Below are 21063 nucleotides of genomic sequence, written 5' to 3' on the forward strand. Positions count from 1 at the left end.
GGCCGGGGGCCGGCGGGTGCCGGTGGCCGGAGCGGGGGCGGGCGTGTCGGTGGCCGGGGAGGGGACGGACGCGTCGGGGGCGGACGCGTCGGGGGCGGGCGCGTCGGTGGCCGGGGGGCCTGCCGGGGCGGCGCGCAGGGTGGTGGCGACGGCCGCCGCGACCGCCCGGGTGGCGGCCCGGCGCAGGACGCGCGCCGGGGTGCGCCGGGGTGCGTGGAGCTCGACGTGGCCGCCCAGGTAGGCGCGGCCGGCCTCCGTCAGGGCGCGCTGCGCGGTGCGCCGGGCGGTGCCGTCGAGCCCGTACGGAAGGGGGGCGCGGCTCCCGGCGGCGGTGACGGTGATGCCGGGGACCTCCCGTACGGAGAAGCGGGCGCGGACGGCGGCGGCGCGCGGACGGCGGCGGTTCACGCGGAACGGCCCGGTCCGTCGGCCGGAGCGGGGCCGGGGGCGGAGGGACCGGCGGAGGCGGTCGGCGGGGCCTGGTCGGGGGCAGGGGTCGGGGCCTGGGCGTGAACGGGGGCCGGGGCCTGGGTCTGGGCATGGGCATGGGCATGGGCGTGGACCGAAGCCGGCGCCGAGGTCGGGGCGTGGACCGGAGCCGGGCCCGGGGCCCGGGGGTGCGTCGGAGCCCGGTGGGGGTCCGGCGCGGGGCCGGCGTACGGGGCGGGGCCGGCGTACGGGTCGGGGCCGGCGTACGGGTCGGGGAACGGGGGCGGGGACCAGAGGTCGTCGGGGGCGAGGGCGGCGGGGGCGTACTTGCCGAGGGCGCTGACGAGGAGGCGGAGTTCGAGGGCGAGCGCGCCGACCAGGCGCTCCAGGCCGTGCTCGGGGTCCTCGTCGACGGCGACGAGGGCGGCGCGGCCGAGGCCGACGGCGCCGGCGCCGAGCGCGAGCGCGCGGACGGCGCGGCCGCCCTCCCAGACGCCGCCCGTGGCGAGCAGGCAGCCGGTGGGGGTGCCGATCCGGCGCAGGGCCTCCGCGAGCGGCAGGCCGACCTGGTCGAGGAAGACGCCCGGCGCCCAGCCGGTGCCGCCTTCCGCGCCGTCGACGGTGACGGCGTCGGCGCCGGCCGCCCAGGCGGTGCGGGCGGCGTGGCCGATGTCACGGCCGGGGTGGAACTTCACCCAGGTGCGGGCCTTGGGGAAGTTGTTGCGCATGAAGCGGAGCTGCTGGCGGAGGATCTCCTCGGTGAACGTGCCCGGGGTGGCACAGCGCAGGCTGCGCGGCGCGTCCGGTCCGAAGACCTCGCGGACGGTGAAGCGGCGGGCGAGCTGCTCGGCCTCGGCCCGGTCGACGACGGTCATGCCGCCGAGGCCCGGCTTGGCGCCCTGGCCGGTCTTCAGCTCGAAGGCGAGGCGGCCCGTCTCCAGGAGGGGGCGGAAGGCGGGGTCGCTGTAGAGGAGGTTCCACACCTCGGAGTCGGCGTCCTCGGTGGACTGCTGGACGACGATGCCGCCCGTGCCGTCCGGGGCGGCCTCCAGGTACGCCTCGACGCGGGCGAGGAGGGCGGAGCGGGTGGCGTCGCCTCCGCCCGCTCCACCGCGCCGGTAGCCGTGGACCGGGACCATGTTCTCCCCGATGACCATGGGGATGCCGAGGCGTGCGGCCTGGCGGCTCGCGTGGACCGCGAGGTCGCCGCTGCCGGCCCGGGTGGAGCCGAAGGCGGAGAGGTAGAGCGGCAGGCGGGCGGTGAACCCGCCGACGCGGGTGGTGAGGTCGACGTCGTCGAACTCCGGCTCCCGCGCGAGGTCGATGAGCTTCTCCAGCCGCTCGGGCATGAAGACCGGCGGCACGATCCGCATCCGGTCGAGCGCGTCGCCGGCGGCCGCGGCCGTCGGGCCGAAGAGGCGGCTGCCGTACGCCGCGGGGTCGGGGAAGACGGCGGCGGTGCCGAGCCGGGCGCGGGCGCGTACCGGTTCCTCGGGGAAGCCGGGGGCGGTGAGGGCGGGGGCGGTGGGCCGCGCCGGAGCGGCGGGGGCGGTCGGGCGCGTGGTCACGGGGCCACCACCCCGGGGAGCTTCGGGTAGGCGCTGACCTGCCAGAGGGCGTCCAGGCCGGTGAGGAAGCGGACGAGCCGCTGGAGGCCCATGCCGAAGCCGGCGCTGGACGGGATGCCCTCGCGGGCCTCCTTCAGGTACCAGGCGTACTTGGCGGGGTTCTCACCGCTCTCCCGCATCCGGGTGACGAGGGTGGCGTAGTCGGCCTCGCGCTCGCTGCCGGAGACGAGCTCGCCGTAGCCGTGCGGGGCGATGAGGTCGAAGTTGCGCAGCACGCCGGGGCGTTCGGGGTCCTCGCGGTCGTAGAAGCCGCGGGATCCCTTGGGGTAGTCGTCGACGAAGAACGGCCGGTCGCTCTCCAGGGAGAGGATCCGCTCGCCGGTCCAGTCGATCTCGCCGTCGGGGTTCTGCGGGTGGCCGAGGGAGAGCAGCCGGGCGACGGCCTCCTCGTGGGTGCGGACGTCGTACTTGCCGGCGCGGACGTCGGCGAAGTCGGCCTCCTCGCGGCCGAGTCCGGTGAGCAGCTCGGGGACGGCGGTCCAGACGTGCTCGGTGACGTGGGTGAGGAGGCCGGCAGCGATCTCCTGGGCGTCCTCGCGGCTCGCGTCGGCGATCTCGACGTCGATCTGGTGGAACTCGACGAGGTGGCGGCCGGTGGTGGCGGTCTCCTCGGGCTCCACCCGGACGTTGGGGGCGATGTAGAAGAGCCGGGGGAAGCCCCGCAGGGACGCCTGCTTGTAGAGGATGGCGCTGGTCATGAGCTTGTACGGGTGGCCGTAGTAGTCGACGTCGAGGGCCTTGGCGCCGCGCCCGCCCGGGTCGGTGACGGGACCGACGAGCGGCGGGAGGAGCTCGGTGAAGCCCTCGCCGCGCAGGTAGTCGCGGGCGGCCTGGAGGGCCTCCTGCTGGACGAGCATGGCGGTGCGCAGCCGGGGCGAGCGCAGGTGCTCGCCGAGCGGCGGCGGGGTGCCCGGCGCGGTCTCGTCGGCGGTGGCGGCGGTCAGGTCCATGTCGGGGCTCCTGTTTCGTGCGGGCGGGTGGCGTGTGCGGCGGCCGGGGAGGGGGCCGGACGCGTGCTCCGCGGCCGGGCGGTCCGGGGCGTGTGTCGTGGGGACGGGGTGCGTGCGGTGTGGCCGGGCGGCCCGTGGGTGGGCGGTGCGGCCGGGGCGACCGTGGTCGTGCTCTTCGCGGCCGGGTGGCCCGGGGCGGGTGCGGGAGGCGGGCGGGACGGTCCGGTGGTGTGTCAGACGGTGAGCGGGGTGGCGGAGGAGTGGTCGTGGCCGCCCCCGGGGGCGGGGCCGTCGGGGGGTTCGCCGGCGGGGGCGCGCCGTCCGTCGTAGCTGCCGGCCACGTGCCACAGGGCGGTGAGCAGGCCGTCGGCGGTCAGCGGGGCGGTGTCGGCGGCGGCGTCGGGGCGCAGCGGCATGGCTCCGGTGCGGGCCCAGCGGAGGCGGCCGGCCGGGTCGATGAAGCCGAGGGAGCGGCCGGGGTTGTCGGGGTGCAGGCAGAAGGGGACGTCGAGGAGGCCGCGGGCGAAGGCGTCGGGCAGTGCCCGGGCGAGGTCGGGGTGGAGGTCGAGGACGGCCTCCACGAGGGCGCGGGCCTCCAGGTAGACCTCGCTGTCGGCGCCGTCGTCGGGGCCGGGGGCCTCTTCGAGGGCGGCGGCCGCGGCGGCGGTCTCCAGGGCGCGGACGTTCTCGTCGACGGTCGGGATGCGGTGGGCCTCGGCGGCGGTCTTGACGATGAGCCGTCCGGCCCCGGCGCGGACCGCGAGCCGCGCGGAGTCCTCCAGCAGGCGCAGCGCGCCCCGCTCGGTGTGCGGGTAGACGCCCATGTAGGTGTAGAGGACGACGTGGCGTTCGACGTCGGCGGGGAGGAACTCGGCGGCGAGCCGGCCCAGGGCGCGCAGGGCCTCCTCGTCCTGGCCGGGGTGGGTCTGCTGGGCGTAGCTGAGGGAGACGCTGCGGAGCCCGTACCGGACGAAGAAGAGGCACTCCAGGAGGCTGGTGGCGACGAGCAGGCCGGGCGGGCAGAGCTGGCCGAGGAGGCAGCCGCCGAAGCTCTCCAGGTGCGGGGTGGAGCCGGGCCGGGCGCCCTCGGCGAGCAGGGCGCAGGCACGGACCCAGGCGGCGACCGAGTCGCGCAGCGGGGTGCGGCCGTAGGGCAGGCAGTAGGAGACCGGGCCGCCCTCGGTGGCGTCGAGCCCGGCCGCCAGCAGGGCGCGGACGATGGGCTCGGGACGGGCGGAGCCGTGCCGGACCTGGACGGGGAAGCCGGCGCCGTGCAGCCCGTCGAGGACGGCGCGGGTGGTGGCCGGCGCGTGGGCGGCGATCGGGTAGCCGTTGAGGCGGGTGCCGTCGGCGACGGCGGCGCGGGCGCCGGCCAGGTCGCCGACACGGGTGTAGCTGTCGACGGTCAGGGTGCCGGCGGTGTGCGCGGTGGCGGCCCGGGTGCGGGCGAGGCCGTCGCGCATCGCGCGGGGGTCGCCGAAGCCCATGCGGGGCTGGACGACGAGCCGGCCGGCGGCGGCCGAGGCCGTGACGAAGGCTCCGAAGGAGGGGGCCGGGCCGGCGGGGTGCGCGGTCACGCCGGGACCTCCGTACGGGCTCTGACGGCGAGGAAGCCGCGCAGGGCTGCGAGGTCGTCGCCGAGGACCGCGTCGCAGCCGGCGTCGAGGAGCCGGGCGACGTCGTCGTCCTGGCGGTGGCCGGCGACGCCGAGCTTGCCGCCGAGGACGACCGGCAGGGCGGCCAGGGCGGGTTCGGCGCGCAGCCGGCGGACGGCGGCGAGGCCGTCGCGGTAGCCGTGGCCGTTGACGCTGCTGAGCACCACCGCGTCCGGCGCGTGCCGCCGGCAGGCGTCCGCGAGGAGTTCGGCGTCCACGCAGGGGCCGAGCCCGACGACCTCGTACCCGAGCTCCTCCAGGAAGAGCCGGAGGTACACCAGATTCCACGTATGGGAGTCCGAGGCGGTCCCGCTCAAGAGAATCTTCATGCTTGAAGAATAATTCTCGGAGGGTTCCGGAAGGGGAAGGAGAAGCGGCAGCAACGACCGGCACTTTCGCTTTTCAGGGGATTTTCGGGAAGGGCATGGAAAAGGCGCCGCGCCCCGCTGGGAATGCGGGGCGCGGCGCCTTTCGCGAGAAGGCCGCGAGAAGGGTCAGGCGTACTGGGCGACGAGGCTCCGGGGACGGATGTCGGTCCAGCTGGTGGTGATGTACTCCAGGGCTTCTCCCCGGTCACCGGGGCCCCAGACGCTGGTCCAGCCGGCCGGGACGGCGGCGAAGGCCGGCCACAGGGAGTGCTGCCCCTCGTGGTTGACGACGACGCGGAAGGGGTTCTCGGCGTTGTCGAAGGGGTTGACGGAATCGCTCATGACTGGGTCCTCGATTCTTTCTTCTGCAGGGCGGAGAGCTTCTCCGAGACGATGTTTCCGATACGTGCGAGTGGTTCCGGTTCGGCCAGGTGGAGATGGCCTTGTTCGAGCGTGTGGTTCTCCACGATTCCTTCGGTGAAGGGAATCCAGGTGGCGGCAAGGGCGCCTTCGGGCTCCCCGGGCCTGCGGGCGGTGAAGAACAGGAGGTCGGTGTCGGCGCGGCCGGGGACGTGCCGGGCCATCAGCTCGGCGTGGGTCTCGGAGGCGCGAAGCACGGCGCGGAGCTCGGCGGTGGAGAACCCGGCGAGGACGGGGTCCTCGCGGCGGATCCGGTCCATCGCCTCGGCCGGGTCGACGGCGGGGCGGGCCGCGGTCTCCTCGGGCGGCAGCACGGACACGCTGCCCGGGCCGGTCTGGTGGACGTCCATGAGGGCGAGCAGTTCGACGCTCTCGCCGGCCTCCCGCAGCCGGACGGCCATCGTGTGGGCGACGAGGCCGCCGAAGGACCAGCCGAGGAGCCGGTAGGGGCCCCAGGGCTGGATCCGGCGGATCCGCTCCAGGTAGGCGTCGGCCATCTCCTCGACGCTGCCGGGCCGGTGGCCGGGGTCGCCGAGCGCGCGGGCCTGGAGGGCGTACAGCGGCTGCTCGGGGCCGAGGTGGCGGGCGAGGCCGGCGTAGGCCCAGCCGACGCCGGTCCCGGGGTGGACGCAGAAGAGGGGGCGGCGGGACCCGGCGGGGCTGAGGGGCAGGAGCACGCCGAGGGCGGAGGCCGTCGCGCCGGCGTCCGGGCCGTCGTCCTCGCCGAGGAGGCCGGCGGGGGTGGGCGCGCGGAAGAGGTCGCGGACGGTGCGCTCGACGCCGAGGACGCCGCGCATCCGGTTGACGAGGCGGACGCCGAGGAGCGAATGCCCGCCGAGCGTGAAGAAGTTGTCGTCGACGGTGACGCGGGGCACGTCGAGGATCTCCGCGAAGAGCGCGCAGAGGACCTCCTCGCGGGCGTTGCGGGGCGCGCGTCCGCCCGGGGTCGCGGCGGGGCGGTCGGGGACGGGGAGCGCGGCCCGGTCGGGCTTGCCGTTGACGGTGAGCGGCAGGGCGTCGAGGACGACGACGGCGCCAGGGACGAGGTGTTCGGGCAGGACCCGGCGGGCTTCGGCGAGGAGTTCGGTCGCGGTGACGGCGTCGCCGGCGCGCGGGACGGCGTAGGCGACGAGGCGCTTGTCGCCGGGGCGGTCCTCGCGGACGACGGCGAGGGCCTGGCCGACGGCGGGGTGGGCGGCGAGAACCCGCTCGACCTCGCCGGGTTCGACGCGGACGCCGCGGAGCTTGACCTGCCCGTCCGCCCGGCCGAGGAAGCGCAGTTCGCCGTCCGGGGTCCACAGGACGCGGTCGCCGGTGCGGTACATGCGACTGCCGTCGGCCTCGAAGGGATCGGGCACGAAGCGTTCGGCGGTGAGGCCGGGGCGGCCGGTGTAGCCGCGGGCGACGTGGCCTCCTGCGATGTACAGCTCGCCGGGGACGCCGGGCGGGACGGGTCGCAGGGCGTGGTCGAGGACGTGGCTGCGGGTGTTGTCCATGGGCCGGCCGAGGTGGAGGCCGGTGCCGGTCAGGGTGCGCTGCCCCGTGGTGAACCACTGGTTGTGCGAGGCGAAGGTGGTCTCGGTGGGGCCGTAGGAGTGCACGAGGACGGTGTCGGGGCAGTGGGTGAGGACCCGCTGGACGGCGGCGGGCGAGGCGACGTCGCCGCCGGTCCACACCTCGCGCAGCAGGCGGAGGGTGTCGAGCCCCTCGTCGGCCATGACGTGGAAGAGGCCGACGGTGAAGTAGGCCGTGGTCACGCCGTGCGCGCGGACGGCCCGCGCGGTCTCGGCGAGGTCGGTGCCGTCGCCGCGCATGAGGACGAGGCTGCCGCCGGACAGGAGCGGCACCCACAGTTCGAAGGCGGAGGCGTCGAAGCCGGTCGCGGAGTGGACGAGCATCCGGCGGCCGGGGCCGAGGGAGACGTCGCGGTCGGCGGCGAGTTCGACGAGGTTGCGGTGGGTGACGCCGACGCCCTTGGGGCGTCCGGTGGAGCCGGAGGTGAACATGACGTAGGCGAGGTCGTCCTCGGAGGCGTCCTCGGCGGTGTCCGGGGCGAGGGGGCCGGTCCCGTCCGTGTCGACGCGCAGCACCGGTACGCCCTCCGGGGCGGTGTGGTGCCGGTCGGTGGCGACGAGCCGGGTGCCGGAGTCCTCGAGCATGAGGCGGACGCGGGCCTCGGGGAGCCCGGGGTCGAGCGGCAGGTAGGCGGCGCCGCTCTTGAGGACGGCGAGCGCGGTGGCGACGAGCGGGACGCCGCGGTCGAGGAGGACGCCGACGGTGTCGCCCCGGCGGACGCCGGCGGCGCGGAGCCGTGCGGCGAGGGCGTCGGCGCGGGCGTCGAGCTGCCCGTAGGTGAGGGTCTCGTCGTCGGCGACGAGGGCGGTGGCCCCGGGGACGCGGGCGGCGCGGCGGGCGATGACGCCGTGCACGGTGCCCCGTTCGGCCGGGACCGTGGCGGTGTCGTTGTGGTCGCCGGTGAGCCGGAAGCGGTCGGCGTCGGTGAGGAGGGGCAGGTCGCCGACGCGCACGGCGGGATCCGTGGCGACGGCGCGCAGGGTGCGTTCGAGGTGGGTGGCGAGGAGGGCGGCGGTGGGGGCGTCGAAGAGGTCGGTGGCGTATTCGAGTCCGCCGGCGAGGCCCGCGGGCCGGCCGTCGGGTCCGCGCCGCTCGGTGAGGGCGAAGGTGAGGTCGAACTTGGTGGTGACGGTGGTGAGGAGGGCGGGCCCGTCCTCGCGGAAGAGGCCGTGCGCGGCGGCGGCGCCGGGGACGCCCCGGGTGTAGTCGTGGTGGAGCTGGACGACGATCTGGGCGAGCGGGTGGTGGGCGGTGGTGCGCACCGGGTTGAGGTGTTCGACGACCCGGTCGAAGGGGAGCTCCTGGTGGGCGTAGGCGGCGAGGTCGGTGCGCCGGACGCGGTCGAGGAGCTCGGTGAAGGCCGGGTCGCCCGTGGTGTCGGTGCGCAGGACGAGGGTGTTGACGAAGAAGCCGACGAGCCCGCCGAGCCGGTCGTCGTCGCGGCCGGCGGTCATGGTGGCGAGCGGCAGGTCGGTGCCGGCGCCGTGCCGGGTGAGGACGGCGGCCAGCGCGGCCTGGAGGACCATGAAGAGGGTCGCTCCGCCCCGGCGGGCGAGGGCCTCCAGGGCCTCGTGGGTGGCGGCGTCGACGCTGATCGGGGCGTGCGCGCCCCGGTGGCCGGCCTCGGCGGGCCGGGGGCGGGCGACGGGCAGGTCGAGGACGGCCGGGGCGCCTGCGAGGGCGTCGCGCCAGAAGGCGCGGTGGGCTTCGGCGCGGGGGCCTTCGAGGAGGTCGCGCTGCCAGAGGGTGTAGTCGGCGTACTGGACGGGCAGCGGGTCCCAGCCGGGGGCGCGTCCCTCGGTGCGGGCGGTGTAGGCGGTGGCGAGGTCGGCGAGGAGGGGGCCGGTGGACCAGCCGTCGGCGGCGATGTGGTGGACGAGGAGGACGAGGACCTGTCCGGTGCCGTCGTCGGGGGTGAGGAGGGCGGCCCGGAGCGGGGTCTCCTCGGCGAGGTCGAAGACGTGGCCCGCGGCTTCGGCGGCGGCGTCGGCGAGCCGGGCCGCGGGGACGGTCCGTACGTCGAGGGTGGGGCGGACGCCGGTGAGGACGTCCTGGTGGGGCTCGCCGTCGACGGCGCGGTAGCGGGTGCGCAGCACCTCGTGCCGGTCGGACAGGTCGGCGAGCGCGGCGGCGAGGGCGGCCGGGTCGAGGGGGGCGGCGGGGCGCAGGACGAGCGGGATGTTGTAGGAGGCGCTGGGGCCTTCGAGGGTGTCGACGAACCAGAGGCGGCGCTGCGCGTACGAGAGCGGAAGGCGCTCGGGGCGGTCGGCGCGGGCGACGGGCCGGAGTCGCGGCGCGGCGTCGGGCTCGTCGCCGGCGGCGCCGATGCGCCGGGCGAGGGCGGTGGGCGTGGGGGCGAGGAGGAGGTCGCGGACCTGGACGTCGGCGCCGAGCCGGGCGCGGATCCGGTTGGCGAGGCGGACGCCGCTCATGGAGTGGCCGCCGATGGTGAAGAAGCCCTCGTGGGGGCCGACCTCGTCGAGGCCGAGGGCTTCGGCGAAGAGGGCGCGCAGGGTGTCGACGAGCTCCCGGTCGGCGGGATCGTCCTCGGGGGCGTCCGCGCCCGGCGGGGCGTCGGGCGCGGCGGCGGCGCGGTCGCGGCGGGCGTCGAGGGCGCGCCGGTCGGCGGCGGGGACGAGGCGCTCGTCCGTGACGGGGGCGGCCGGGTCGTCGGCGGCGGTGCGCAGCGCGGTTTCGAGGGCGGCGAGGAGGAGCCGGGGGACGTCCTCGTCGAGGACGTCCCGGGCGTATTCGAGGGCCAGGGCGAGTCCGGCGGGCGCGCCGTCGGCGTCGCGGTGGTCGACGCAGGCGGCGGTGAGGTCGAACTTGGTGGTGGCGGGCCCCTCCTCGGCCGGGAAGCGGCCGGTGAGGCCGCCGAAGGAGAAGGTCTCCGGGTCGGGTCCGGCGGCGCGGAGGGTGAGCATCACCTGGAAGAGGGGGTGGACGCCAGGTGTGCGGGGCGGGTTGAGGTGTTCGACGAGCAGGTCGAAGGGGAGCCGCTGGTGGGCGAAGGCGGCGAGGTCGGTGTCGCGGACGCGGTCGATGAGGTCGGCGGAGGAGGGCGCGCCGGTGGTGTCGGTGGGCAGGACGAGGGTGTTGACGAAGAAGCCGACGAGGTCGTCGAGGGCTTCGTCGTCGCGGCCTGCGACGGGGGTGCCGAGGGCGAGCCGTTCGCCGGCGCCGGCGGCGCGCAGGGCGAGGCCGAGGGCGGCCTGGAGGATCATGAGGAGGCTGGCGTCGTGGTCCTCGGCGAGGCGGACGAGCCGGGCGTGGACGGCGGGTTCGAGGCGGGTGGCGACGAGGCCGCCGGCGTGGTCGCGGAGGGCGGGCCGGGGCCGGTCGAGGGGCAGCGGGGTGACGGCGGGCAGGGCGCCGAGGGCGTCCCGCCAGTGGGCGAGGCCCTGGCCGGTGACGGAGCAGGGGTCGTCGGGGTCGCCGAGCACGTCGTGCTGCCAGAGGGTGTAGTCGGCGTACTGGACGGGCAGCGGCTCCCACTCCGGCGCGCGGCCCCCGGCGCGGGCGGCGTAGGCGGCGGCGAGGTCGGTCATGAGCGGGGTGAGCGACCAGCCGTCGCCGGCGACGTGGTGGAGCAGGACCGCGAGGGTGGCGCCGGGGCCGTCCTCGGGGAGGAGGAGGGCGACGCGCAGCGGGAGTTCGCGGGCGAGGTCGAAGGTCTCGGCGGTGAAGCGGGCGACGAGGCCGGGCAGGGCGCCCGCCGGGGCTTCGACGGTCCTGAGGCGTACCGCGCTCGCGGCGAGGACGTGCTGGTAGGGCTCGCCGTCGGGGGCGAGGAGGACGGTGCGGAGCGCCTCGTGGCGTTCGGCGAGGTCGGTGACGGCGGCGGCGAGCGCGGCGCGGTCGGGGGCCGTGTCCAGGTGGAGGACGATCGGCATGTTGTAGGCGGCGGAGGGGCCGTCGAGCTGGTTGACGAGCCAGAGGCGGCGCTGGGCGTGGGAGAGCGGCACCCGCTCGTCGGCGGGGAGCGGGTCCTCGTGGACGACGGGGAGCCGGGGGTCGGTGGTGCGGAGCACCTTGCGGTTGATCTTGCCCGAGCTGGTGCGCGGCAGGGCGACGACGATCGAGACGACGGGCACGGCCGCGGCGGGCATCCGCTCGCGCACCCGGTCGCGCAGTTCCTCGGCGCCGGTGCCGCCGTCGGTGACGACGAAGGCGACGAGGCGCTTGACCCCGTCGGCGTCCTGCTGGGCGACGACGGCGGCCTCGCGGACGGCGGGATGTCCGGCGAGGACGGAGTCGACGGCGGCGGGGTCGATGCGCTGGCCTCCGATCTTGACCTCGTCGTCGAGACGTCCGTGGTAGAGGATCTGGCGGTCGTCGCCAATGGTGACCAGGTCGCCGGTGCGGTAGGCGCGTTCGCCGTCGAGCTCGGTGAAGCGGCGGGCGTTCAGCTCGGGCCGGTGGAGGTAGCCGCGGGTCAGACCGCCGCCGAGGAGCCAGAGCTCCCCTTCGACGACGGCGGCGCGGACGCCGGGGAGGGGGCGGCCGATGGGGACGGGCCCCGCGTCGTGCCGGGTGAGGTCCGCGACGGTGGCCACGACGGTGGTCTCGGTGGGCCCGTAGGCGTTGAGCAGCCGGACGCGGTCGCCGACGAGGCCGCGCCACTGGGCGATCCGCTCGGGCAGGGCGGCCTCGCCGTAGATGATGACGGTGCGCAGCGCCGCGGGGAGCCGGACCGCGCCGGTGGTGAGGACGTGCACCAGCTCGTGCCAGTAGGCGGCGGGCAGGTCGAGGAGGGTGACGCCGGCCCGTTCGCAGCCGGCGAGGAGTTCGCCGACGTCGAGCATGTCGTCGGTGCGGAGCACGAGGGTGCCGCCGGCGCCCAGGACGGTGAAGACCTCCTGGATGCTGGCGTCGAAGTGCAGAGGGCTGAACTGCAGGACGCGGGAGTCGGCGTCGATGCCGTACGCGGGGGTGGCGCCGGCGATGAAGTGGGCGAGGGAGTCGTGGGCGACGACGACGCCGTTGGGAACGCCGGTGGAGCCGGAGGTGTAGATGACGTACGCGGCGCCCTCTCCCGCGCCGGGCCCGTCGAGGACGAGCTCGCCGTGGCGGGCGACCTCGGCGGGCTCGGGGGCGGCGTCGCCGCAGGCGTCCCGGAGGATGGCGGCGTTGCGGGCGTCGGGGGCCTGCACGTCGAGCGGGAGGTAGGCGGCGCCGGTGGTGAGGACGGCGAGGAGGCCGACGATCGCGTCGACGCCGCGCGGCCGGTGGAGCGCCACGAGGCGGCCGGGTCCGGCGCCCCGGGCGGCGAGTTCGGCGGCCCGGGCGCGGACGGCGGCGCCGAGTCCGGCGTAGGTCAGGCGCGCGTCGGCGTGGACCAGGGCCACGGCCTCGGGGCGGGTGCGCTCCTGGGCGGCGATGAGGTCGAGCACCGGCGGCGCGGCGGCGGGAGAGGGTCCGCCGTCGAGCAGGTCGTCCGTTCTGCTGCGGGGCATGCTGGGTTCCTCCGGTAAGGGGCGGGAGACCGGGGCGAACGGTTCCTCTCGCCTCCGTGACCACCACGCTAGGGGCGGCCCCCGCCCTCCCGGGGCAGAAGACGCGGCAGCTCCGGGCGGCAGGTGCGCCGCCCGGAGCTGCCGGTGGGAGGAGGCGTGCGGAGGGGGTGCGGGGAGGGGCGGTCCCGGGTGGGAGCGGGTCGGGGGCGCGGGACGGTCACGGCGCGGCGCTCCGTCCCGTACGGAGCCCGGCCCCGTACCCGCGCCCGCGCCCGCGCCCGGCCCCGTCTCGGGTCGTCCACGGGCACGGCGACCTGCCCGTACGGAGCCCTGCCCGTCCCGGAGCGCGCCCGGGGCGGGTGCCGGCCTCAGCGGCCGGTGCGGGTGCCCGCCCGGGTGCGCCGCTTGAGCGCGGGGGCCGGGACCGGGGGGCGGGGCGGCCCGGCGGGGCCGTGGGCGCGGGGCTCACCCGGGCTCCGGGGGGCGCCGGCCCGGGTGCTGTCCGGGGCCTTGCGGGTGCCGGGCGCCGGGTCGTCGAGCAGCCTTGCGAGGGCCGCGGCGGTCGGGTTGCGGAAGACGTCCCGCAGGGTGAGGTCCTGGCCGAACTCGGCCCGGATCCGGTTGAGGAGCCGCACCGCGAGCAGCGAATGCCCGCCGGTCTTGAAGAAGTTGTCCGTGCGGCCCACGTCCCGGCCGCCGAGGACCTCCCGGAAGAGGACGAGCAGCCGCTCCTCCCGGGCACGGGCCGGGGCCCCCTCCTCCGGCCCGGCCGTGGCCGCGCCGGACCGCTCCCCCCCGCCGCCGATCGCGACGCGGGCGGGGGCGAGGTACTCGGGGAGCCGCCGCTCGGCCCAGGCCCGCAGCTCCTCCTCGGTGACGGCGGCGCCGGGCGCGCGGGCGACGGTGGCGTGCAGCCGGTCGTCGTGGACGGCGACGGAGACGCCGGTGACGGCCGGGTGGGAGAGCAGGGCCTCCTCGACGCGCCCGGGTTCGACGGCGTAGCCGCCGGCGGTGAGGACGGCGACGGGCCGCAGGGTGCCGTCGGCGGCGGCGTACGCCCTGAGGCCGGTGGCGCGCAGTCCGCCGCCGGGCGCCGGGGCGTGCACCTCGCCGGGGACGCGGACGGGTGCGGGCCGTCCGTGCTCGTCGAGGACGGTGCCGTGCACCGACGGTGACGGTGCGCCGGTCCCGTAGCGGGGGGCGGAGAGCGGGGCCGCGGGGTCGGCGGCGAAGGCGTCGAGGGTCTCGGCGAGGCGCCCGGCGAGCAGGCGGGCGGTGTCGGCGTCGTACAGGGCGGTGGCGTACTCCAGGACGCCGCGCAGTCCCCCGGGGGCGCCGTCGGGGCCGGTGAGTTCGGTGAGGGCGAAGGTCAGGTCGCTCTTGGCTCCCGTGCCGGTGAAGGCGACGGGGTCGCCGTCGAGGACGGACGGGACGCGGCCGGCGGTGTCGGCGGCGTGGACCTGGAGCATGACCTGGACGAGCGGGGCGTGGGCGGCGGAGCGCTGCGGGCTGAGGTGCTCGACCAGCCGGTCGAAGGGCAGGTCCTGGTGGCTGTAGGCGGCCAGGCCGGACTCGCGGACCCGGTGGACGAGGTCGGTGAAGGCGGGGTCGCCGGACGTGTCGGTGCGCAGGACGAGGGTGTTGACGAAGAAGCCGACGAGCGGGTGGAGGGCGTGGTCGGCGCGGCCGGCGACGGTGGTGCCGAGGGCGATGTCGGTGCCGGCGCCGTGCCGGGTGAGCAGGGCGGCGAGGGCGGCCTGGACGACCATGAAGAGGGTGGCGCCGTGGGCGCGGGCGGTGCGCAGCAGCGCCTGGTGGGTGGCGGCGCCCACCTCGAAGCCGGTGAGGGCGCCCCGGCCGTCGGCCTCCAGCGGACGGGGGCGGTCGGTGGGGAGGGCGAGGAGCGGCGGCATCCCGGCGAGGGCGGTGCTCCAGTGGGCGAGTTGTTCGGCGGCGACGCCGGGGGTGCCGGGTTCGTCGTCGGTGCCGGGTGTGCCGTCGAGCAGGTGGTGCTGCCAGAGGGTGTAGTCGGCGTACTGGACGGGGAGCGGCGGCCGGGCGGGCGCGCGACCGGCGGCACGGGCGCGGTAGGCGGCGTCGAGGTCGGCGAGGAGGCAGGAGGTGGACCAGCCGTCGCCGGCGATGTGGTGGACGAGGAGGACGAGGGTCTGCCGCTCGTCGGCGTCGGTGACGAGCGCGGCCCGGAAGGGGATCTCGGCGGCGAGGTCGAAGACGTGGCCCGCGGCGGCGTCGACGGCGGCGCGGACCGCTTCGGGTCCTTCGGCGCGGATCTCGTCGAGGACGGGGGCCCGGTCGTCGAGGACCAGCTGGTACGGCTCTCCGTCGGCGTACCGGTAGACGGTGCGGAGCACTTCGTGCCGGGCGGCGGTGTCGGCGAGCGCGGCGGAGAGGGCGGCCGGGTCGAGCGGGCGGTGCAGGCGGGTGACGACGGGGATGTTGTAGGTGGCGCTGGGGCCTTCGAGGCGGCCGACGAACCAGAGGCGGCGCTGGGCGGCGGAGAGCGGCAGCCGGGCGGGGCGCAGGGCGGCGGGGACCGGGCGGAGGGCGGGGCGGGCGGGGCCGTCGCCGTGCTCGTCGAGGCGGCGCAGCAGCGCCTCCGGGGTGGGGGCGAGGAAGACGTCGCGGATGGTGGCCGGGAGGCCGAGGGTGCCCCGCACCCGGTTGGCGAGCTTGCCGGCCAGGAGGGAGTGGCCGCCGAGCTTGAAGAAGTTGTCGTCGGGCAGGACGGCGTCGCGGTCGAGGAGTTCGGCGTAGAGGCCGCGGAGGATCTCCTCGCGGGGGTCGGCGGACGCGGTCTCCCGGCGGCCCGGTGCGTCCTCGGCGCCGGTGGCGGTCTCGCGCGCGGCGTCGAGCGCCGCGTGGCGCCGGTCGAGCTCCCGCCGCTGGGCCCCGGTGGTCCAGGCGACGGTGCTCAGGGGTGTGTCCCCGGGCTGTGCGGCGAGTGTCGCGAGGGCGTGGCGGAAGAGGCCGAGGAGGAGGTCGGCGGTGCCGGCGTCGTACAGGTCGGTGGCGTACTGGAGGCCGAGGAGGAGCCCGGCGGGCTCGCCGTCGGCGCCGGTGCGCTCCTGGCAGTGGAAGGAGAGGTCGAACTTGGCGGTGGCGAGGTCGGCCTCGTCGAGGACGGCGGGGACGCCGCCGACGCGCAGTTCCCGCGCCTGCCCGGGGTGTGCCGCGACCATCACCTGGAAGACGGGGTGGCGGCCGAGGGAGCGCTCGGGATTGAGGTGTTCGACCAGGAGGTCGAAGGGCAGGTCGTCGTGGGCGAAGGCGGCGAGGTCGGCGTCCCGGACCCGCCGGACGACCTCGGCGAGGGTGGGGTCGCCGGAGAGGTCGGTGCGCAGGGCGAGCGTGTTGACGAAGAACCCGACGAGGCCGTCGAGCGCTTCGTCGGACCGGCCGGCGACCGGGGTGCCGACGACCTGGTCGGGGCCGGCACCGGCGGCGCGCAGGGCGAGCGCGAGGGCGGCGCGGACGACCATGAAGAAGGTGGCGCCGGAGTCCCGGGCGATCCCGGTGAGCGCCCGGTGGGTGGCGGCGTCGAGTGCGGCGGTGGCGGAGGCGCCCGCGCGGGTCGGCTCGGTGGGGCGGGGCCGGTCGGCGGGGAGCCGGGTCTCGGCGGGGGCACCGGCGAGGGCTGCGCGCCAGTGGGCGATCTGTTCGTGGGCGGTGCTGTCGGGGTCGTCGGGGTCGCCGAGCACGTCCCGCTGCCAGAGGGTGTAGTCGGCGTACTGGACGGGCAGCGGCTCCCACTCCGGCGCGCGGCCCCCGGCGCGGGCGGTGCAGGCGGTGTCGAGGTCGGCGAGGAGGCGGCCGACGGACCAGCCGTCGGTGGCGATGTGGTGGACGGCCAGCACGAGGATCGCCGACTCCTCGCCGTCGGTCTCGAAGAGGCCGACGCGCAGCGGGAGTTCGCGGGTGACGTCGATCGGGGCGCGGGCGAACTCCGTGGCCTGTCCGGCCGCCTCGCCGGCCGCGCACCGGGTGGTCTCGACCGGGATCCGGACGCCGTCGAGGATCCGCTGGTGCGGCTCGCCGTCCACGGCCGGATAGACCGTGCGGAGCACCTCGTGCCGCGCCACCACGTCCCCCACGGCCGCCTCCAGGACGGCCGGGTCCGGCCGGGTGGCGAGGTGCAGCACCACGGGCGCGTTGTAGGCGGGGGACGAGCCCTCCAGCCGGTTCATGAACCACAGACGGCGCTGGGCGTAGGACAGGGGGATCACGGTTGCTGCCTCTCTTGAGGGGCGGGGGCGGGCGGGTGGACCCGAGGCGGCGGCCTCGGCGGTGCGACGACCGGCGGTCAGGCGTCCCGCGCGGCCGTCAGCTCCTCGATGTGGGCCGCCAGGTCGCGGAGGCGGGGGTGGGCGTAGACGGCCTTGACCGGCAGGGCGACGGAGAGTTCGGCGCGGACGCGGGAGACGAGCTTGATGGCGAGGAGGGAGTGGCCGCCGAGCTTGAAGAAGTTGTCGTCGGGGCCGATGGACGCGGCGCCGAGGACCTGGGTCCAGACGCGGGCGATGAGTTCCTCGGCGGGGCCGGTGGGGCCGGGTCCGCCGGCGGGGGCGGCCCCGGCGGGCGCGGGCGTCTCGGCGCGGGTGGGCAGGGCGGCCCGGTCGAGCTTGCCGCTGGGGGTGGTGGCGAACCTCTCCACGGCGACGAACGCGGACGGCACCATGTAGGCGGGCAGGGTCGCTGCGAGCGCGGTGCGCAGGGCGCCGGCGTCGCCGCCCCGGTGGTAGGCGAGCAGGGCGGGGTTTCCGGCGGCGTCCTCGCCGAGGACGACGGCGGCCTCGGCGACGCCGTCCTGCCGGGTGAGGGCGGCCTCGATCTCGGGGAGTTCGATGCGGTGGCCGCGGAGTTTGACCTGGCCGTCGGCGCGGCCGAGGTAGGCGAGGCGGCCGTCGGGGAGGAGGCGGCACCGGTCGCCGGTGCGGTAGGCGCGGGCTCCGGTGGCGGCGTCGGACGCGGGGTCGGCGACGAACCGCTCGGCGGTCAGGGCGGGCCGGTTGCGGTAGCCGCGGGCGACGCGGGGGCCCGCGAGGTACAGCTCGCCGGTCTCGCCGGGTGCGACCGGGGCGAGCCGGTCGTCGAGGAGGCGCATCGACAGGCCGGGCAGGGCGGTGCCGATGTGCGGCTGTCCGGGGCGGTCGATCCAGCCGGCGGTGGCGTCGACGGTGCACTCGGTGGGTCCGTACACGTTGAGGGCGCGCAGCAGACCGGAGGTGTGGGCGGCGGCGAGCCGGTCCCACAGGGCGGGGCCGATGGCCTCGCCGCCGATGAGCAGGGTCAGCGGGCGGGGGCCGCCGTCCGTGGTCAGCAGGTCGAGCAGCGGGTCGGCGTGGGAGGGGGTGATGTCGAGGTCGGTGAGGCCGTGGGCGTCGACGAAGGCGGCGAGGAGGGCGGGGTCCCGGCGGGTCTCCTCGTCGATCATGACGAGGGTGTCGCCGCGGCAGAGCCGTACCCACTGCTGGACGGAGGCGTCGAAGGACGGCGAGGCGTTCCAGCCGACCCGGCGGCCCTCTCCGGTGGCGGCGCCGATGCCCTCCAGCTCCGCGAGCAGCAGCGAGGCGGCGCCGCGGCCGATCTCGACGCCCTTGGGGCGGCCGGTGGAGCCGGAGGTGTAGATGACGTAGGCGAGGGTGTCGGCGGTGACGGGGACGGGCCGGTAGGGGGCGGCCGGGACGGCGCCGGGGGCGGTTCCGCGGGCGGTGAGCTCCGCCAGGGTGAGGGTGCGGGTGCCGGTGCGGGCCGCGGCGGAGGCGTCCGCGTCCTGGACGACGACGAGGTCGGCGCCGGAGTCGGCGAGGAGGTGGGCGCGGCGCTCGGCGGGCAGCGCGGGGTCGACGGGCAGGTAGGCGGCGCCCGCGGTGAGGGTGCCGATGAGGGCCGTGGCGAGGCCGGCGCCGCGCGGCAGGCAGAGGGCGACGACGCTCTCGGGGCCGATGCCGAGGGCGGTGAGCCGGGCGGCGACGGCGGCGGCCTCGGCGCGGAGTTCGTCGAAGGTCAGGACCCGGTCGGCGGCGACGACCGCGGTGCGCCCGCCGGGGACGGTGGCGAGCCGGGCGAGGAGGTCGGCGTGCCCGGTGCCGGCGGCGCAGCCGGAGCAGGCGCAGGGCGTGGCGTCGGCGAAGAGGGCGGTCGCGTCGAGGGCGGCGGTGGTCTCGGGGAGGGTGGCGGTCATGGCGGCGGGCTCACATTCCGTACGGGTGGGCGGAGGGGGCGACGGTCGGGGCGCAGTCGGACAGGGGGACGGGCTCGCCCATGGCGACGAGGATCTTGCGTGCGCCGGTGTACGACTCGCGTCCGTGCGCGCAGAGGATGTTGTCGACGAGCATCAGGTCGCCTGCCTGCCAGGTCTCGCGGACGGTGACGGCTTGGTAGGCGTCGTTGACGGCGTCGACCTCGGCGGCGGTGAGGGCGGTGCCGTCGCCGAGCCGGGTGTCGAAGGGCAGGCCGTCGGCGCCGAAGGTCTCGGTGAGGACCTCGCGGACGTCCTCGTCGAGGCTGCGGGCGTTCCAGAAGGCGAAGTGGTTGAACCAGACGCGCTCGCCGGTGACGGGGTGGGTGACGATCGCGGAGCGGAGCTGGCGGGTGCGCAGGGTGTCCTCGTCGAGCCATTCGTACCCGATGGAGTGCGCGTCGCAGTACTCCTCCGCGCCGGCCGGGTCGTCGGCGGAGAACGCCTTGCGCCAGGGCATTCCGGCGAGGTCGGAGTAGTTGCGGACCAGCAGCCAGCCGGCCTTCTCGAAGCGGGCGACGAGCTCCGGCGGGAGGAGGGACAGGGCGCGGCGCATGTCGCCGACGGTGGTGGCGCCGCCGGTCTCGGGGGCGGTGACGCAGCCGAAGAGCAGGACGCCGGGGAAGTCGAGGGTGTAGCTGTTCTCGTTGTGCAGGCGGATCGGCTGGATCGCCGGCAGGTCGGTGGAGGAGAAGACGCCCTCGCCGAAGTCGGTGCGCGGGGTGGCCTTCTCCTTGTAGCCGGCGCGACGGGCGATCAGCGCGTCCCGGGCCTCGGCGAAGGTGCCGGCGTCGGTGACGGGCAGGCCGCGGAGCATCACGGCGCCGGAGCGGTGCAGCTCGGCCTGGATCTCGGGGCGGCGGGCGGTGAGCCAGGCGGTGGCCTCGGCCATGGCGGCGAAGCGGGGCATCTGGATCAGGGCGGGCTTGCCGGGTTCCCGGACGACGGTCACCGCGTCGTCGGCGGTCGTGGCCGGGTGCGGGGCGAAGGTGGTCATGGCGTGTTCCTCGTCTTCGGTGGGTGGCCGGCGCGGAGGCCGGGGAGGCGCGGTCGGAGCCGGTGCCGGGGCGGCTCGACCGGTGGTTGCGGGGCGAGCCGCCCGGTGGTGGCGGCGGGCGCGGGGGGGGCGGGTGCTCGGGCGGTGGCGGCGACCGGGTGGCTCGGGCCGTGACGGAGGCCGGACCGCTCAAGCGGTGACGGAAACCGGACCGCTCAGGCGGTGGCGGCGGGGACCGTGTCGAAGGAGCGCAGGACCGGGTTCAGCCGGGCGAAGAAGCCGGCCAGGTCCTGTTGGAAGTAGAAGTGGTCGCCCGGCAGGACCTCGGGGGCGACGGCGTGGCCGGCCACGAGGGCCCATCCGGCGAGCAGTTCGACCGGGACGATCGGGTCGGCGTCGCCGCCGAGGACGGCGACCGGGCAGTCGAGCCGCGCGTCGGGCGCGGTGCACCGGTAGGCGTCGTCGATGGCGAAGTCGGCCCGGATGGCGGGGAGGACGATCTCGCGGAGCTCCGGGTCGTCGAGGATGCCGTCGTCGGTGCCGCCGCGCTCCTTGATGGCGGCCACCAGCTCGTCGTCGTCGAGGCGCTCCGGGTGCACGGGGGCCTGGTTGGGCAGGACGGGCGCCCGGCAGGCGGAGGCGACGAGTCCGAGCGGGGTGCGGCCGGCGGCCTGGAGCGCGCGGGTGACCTCGAAGGCGACCAGGGAACCCATGCTGTGGCCGAGGACGACCAGGGCGCCGACGTCCGCCGGGAGGGCGTCGACGACGGGAAGGGCCAGGTCGTCGACGGAGGCGGGCAGGTCCTCGCAGTAGCGGGCGCCACGGCCCGGGTACTGGCTGATGAGGAGCCGGACGTCGGCCGGGAGGTGCTCGCGCCAGGCGCCGTAGGCGTGGGCGTTGCCGCCGGCGTGCGGGAGGACGAGCAGGGACAGGCTGTGCGGCGCGTCACCGGGCAGGTCCCAGACGACGTCCTCGGGCGCGGGGGTGGAGGAGGCGCTCATGAGCTGATCCGATCTGTCTCGGTGCGGCGGCGGAGGGCCGGTCGGGCCTTCCGGGCGGCCGGTGCGGTCTTGAGGGAGTCGAGGTGCGCGGCGAGCCGGGCGGGGGTGGGGTGCTGGAAGACGTCGCGCAGGGTGAGGCGGACGTCGAGGGCCTCGGCGATGCGGTTGGTGAGGCGGGCGGCGAGGAGGGAGTGCCCGCCGAGGTGGAAGAAGTCGTCGTCGATGGTGAGGGGGGTGGTGGTGTCGAGGGCGTGGACGAAGAGGGCGACGAGGGTCTCTTCGAGGGGGGTGCGGGGTGCGCGGCCGTCGGTGGTGGGGGCGGTGG

The 21063-nt window shown here is 76.8% G+C and carries 11 protein-coding genes and 1 pseudogene; all 12 read right to left on the bottom strand.

The genetic code is table 11. The features are described from left to right. Nucleotides 1-408: hypothetical protein (locus tag OO47_RS31335; protein WP_063831961.1), on the bottom strand; the 408-nt coding region annotated here is incomplete at its 3' end. A 233-nt stretch (nucleotides 409-641) separates the two neighbouring features. Next, a pseudogene (locus OO47_RS31340) lies at nucleotides 642-1997 on the bottom strand (glutamate synthase-related protein); the annotation flags it as partial. Then, nucleotides 1994-3007 carry an asparagine synthetase A gene (locus OO47_RS31345; RefSeq protein WP_030222825.1) on the bottom strand — a complete coding sequence of 338 codons (1014 nt, stop codon included), beginning with the start codon at nucleotides 3005-3007 and terminating at the stop codon, nucleotides 1994-1996. The gene OO47_RS31345 and the pseudogene OO47_RS31340, both read right to left, overlap by 4 nt. 233 nt (nucleotides 3008-3240) lie before the next feature. Next, nucleotides 3241-4584 (bottom strand): methylaspartate mutase, encoded by a 1344-nt coding sequence (locus OO47_RS31350; RefSeq protein WP_030222828.1) that lies wholly within the window; start codon nucleotides 4582-4584, stop codon nucleotides 3241-3243. Next, nucleotides 4581-4991, bottom strand: a complete 411-nt coding sequence (locus OO47_RS31355; protein WP_030222829.1) for a cobalamin B12-binding domain-containing protein — start codon at nucleotides 4989-4991, stop codon at nucleotides 4581-4583. The genes OO47_RS31350 and OO47_RS31355 overlap by 4 nt, the downstream gene beginning before the upstream one ends. Before the next feature lie 165 nt (nucleotides 4992-5156). Continuing rightward, complete coding sequence (locus OO47_RS31360; protein ID WP_030222832.1) at nucleotides 5157-5372, bottom strand: MbtH family protein; 216 nt, start codon at nucleotides 5370-5372, stop codon at nucleotides 5157-5159. After that, entirely contained in the window at nucleotides 5369-12481 is a 7113-nt protein-coding gene (locus OO47_RS31365) for a non-ribosomal peptide synthetase (protein ID WP_030222835.1), read from the bottom strand. The genes OO47_RS31360 and OO47_RS31365 overlap by 4 nt, the downstream gene beginning before the upstream one ends. Before the next feature lie 368 nt (nucleotides 12482-12849). Beyond that, complete coding sequence (locus tag OO47_RS31370; protein ID WP_030222836.1) at nucleotides 12850-16725, bottom strand: condensation domain-containing protein; 3876 nt, start codon at nucleotides 16723-16725, stop codon at nucleotides 12850-12852. A gap of 77 nt (nucleotides 16726-16802) precedes the next feature. Further along, entirely contained in the window at nucleotides 16803-18683 is a 1881-nt protein-coding gene (locus OO47_RS31375) for a non-ribosomal peptide synthetase (RefSeq protein ID WP_030222839.1), read from the bottom strand. Nucleotides 18684-18693: 10 nt separating this feature from the next. Then, a complete protein-coding gene (locus OO47_RS31380; protein WP_030222842.1) occupies nucleotides 18694-19737 on the bottom strand; it encodes a TauD/TfdA family dioxygenase in 1044 nt (347 codons plus the stop codon). Nucleotides 19738-19952: 215 nt separating this feature from the next. Then, nucleotides 19953-20738, bottom strand: coding sequence for a thioesterase II family protein (locus OO47_RS31385; protein WP_030222846.1), 786 nt, complete (start codon nucleotides 20736-20738; stop codon nucleotides 19953-19955). After that, nucleotides 20735-21063 (bottom strand): phosphopantetheine-binding protein (locus tag OO47_RS31390; protein WP_033211005.1); only part of this gene is annotated, 329 nt, incomplete at its 5' end. The genes OO47_RS31390 and OO47_RS31385, both read right to left, overlap by 4 nt.

Origin of the sequence: Streptomyces bikiniensis (genome assembly GCF_000716625.1) — a bacterium.
GTDB classification, from domain to species: domain Bacteria; phylum Actinomycetota; class Actinomycetes; order Streptomycetales; family Streptomycetaceae; genus Streptomyces; species Streptomyces bikiniensis.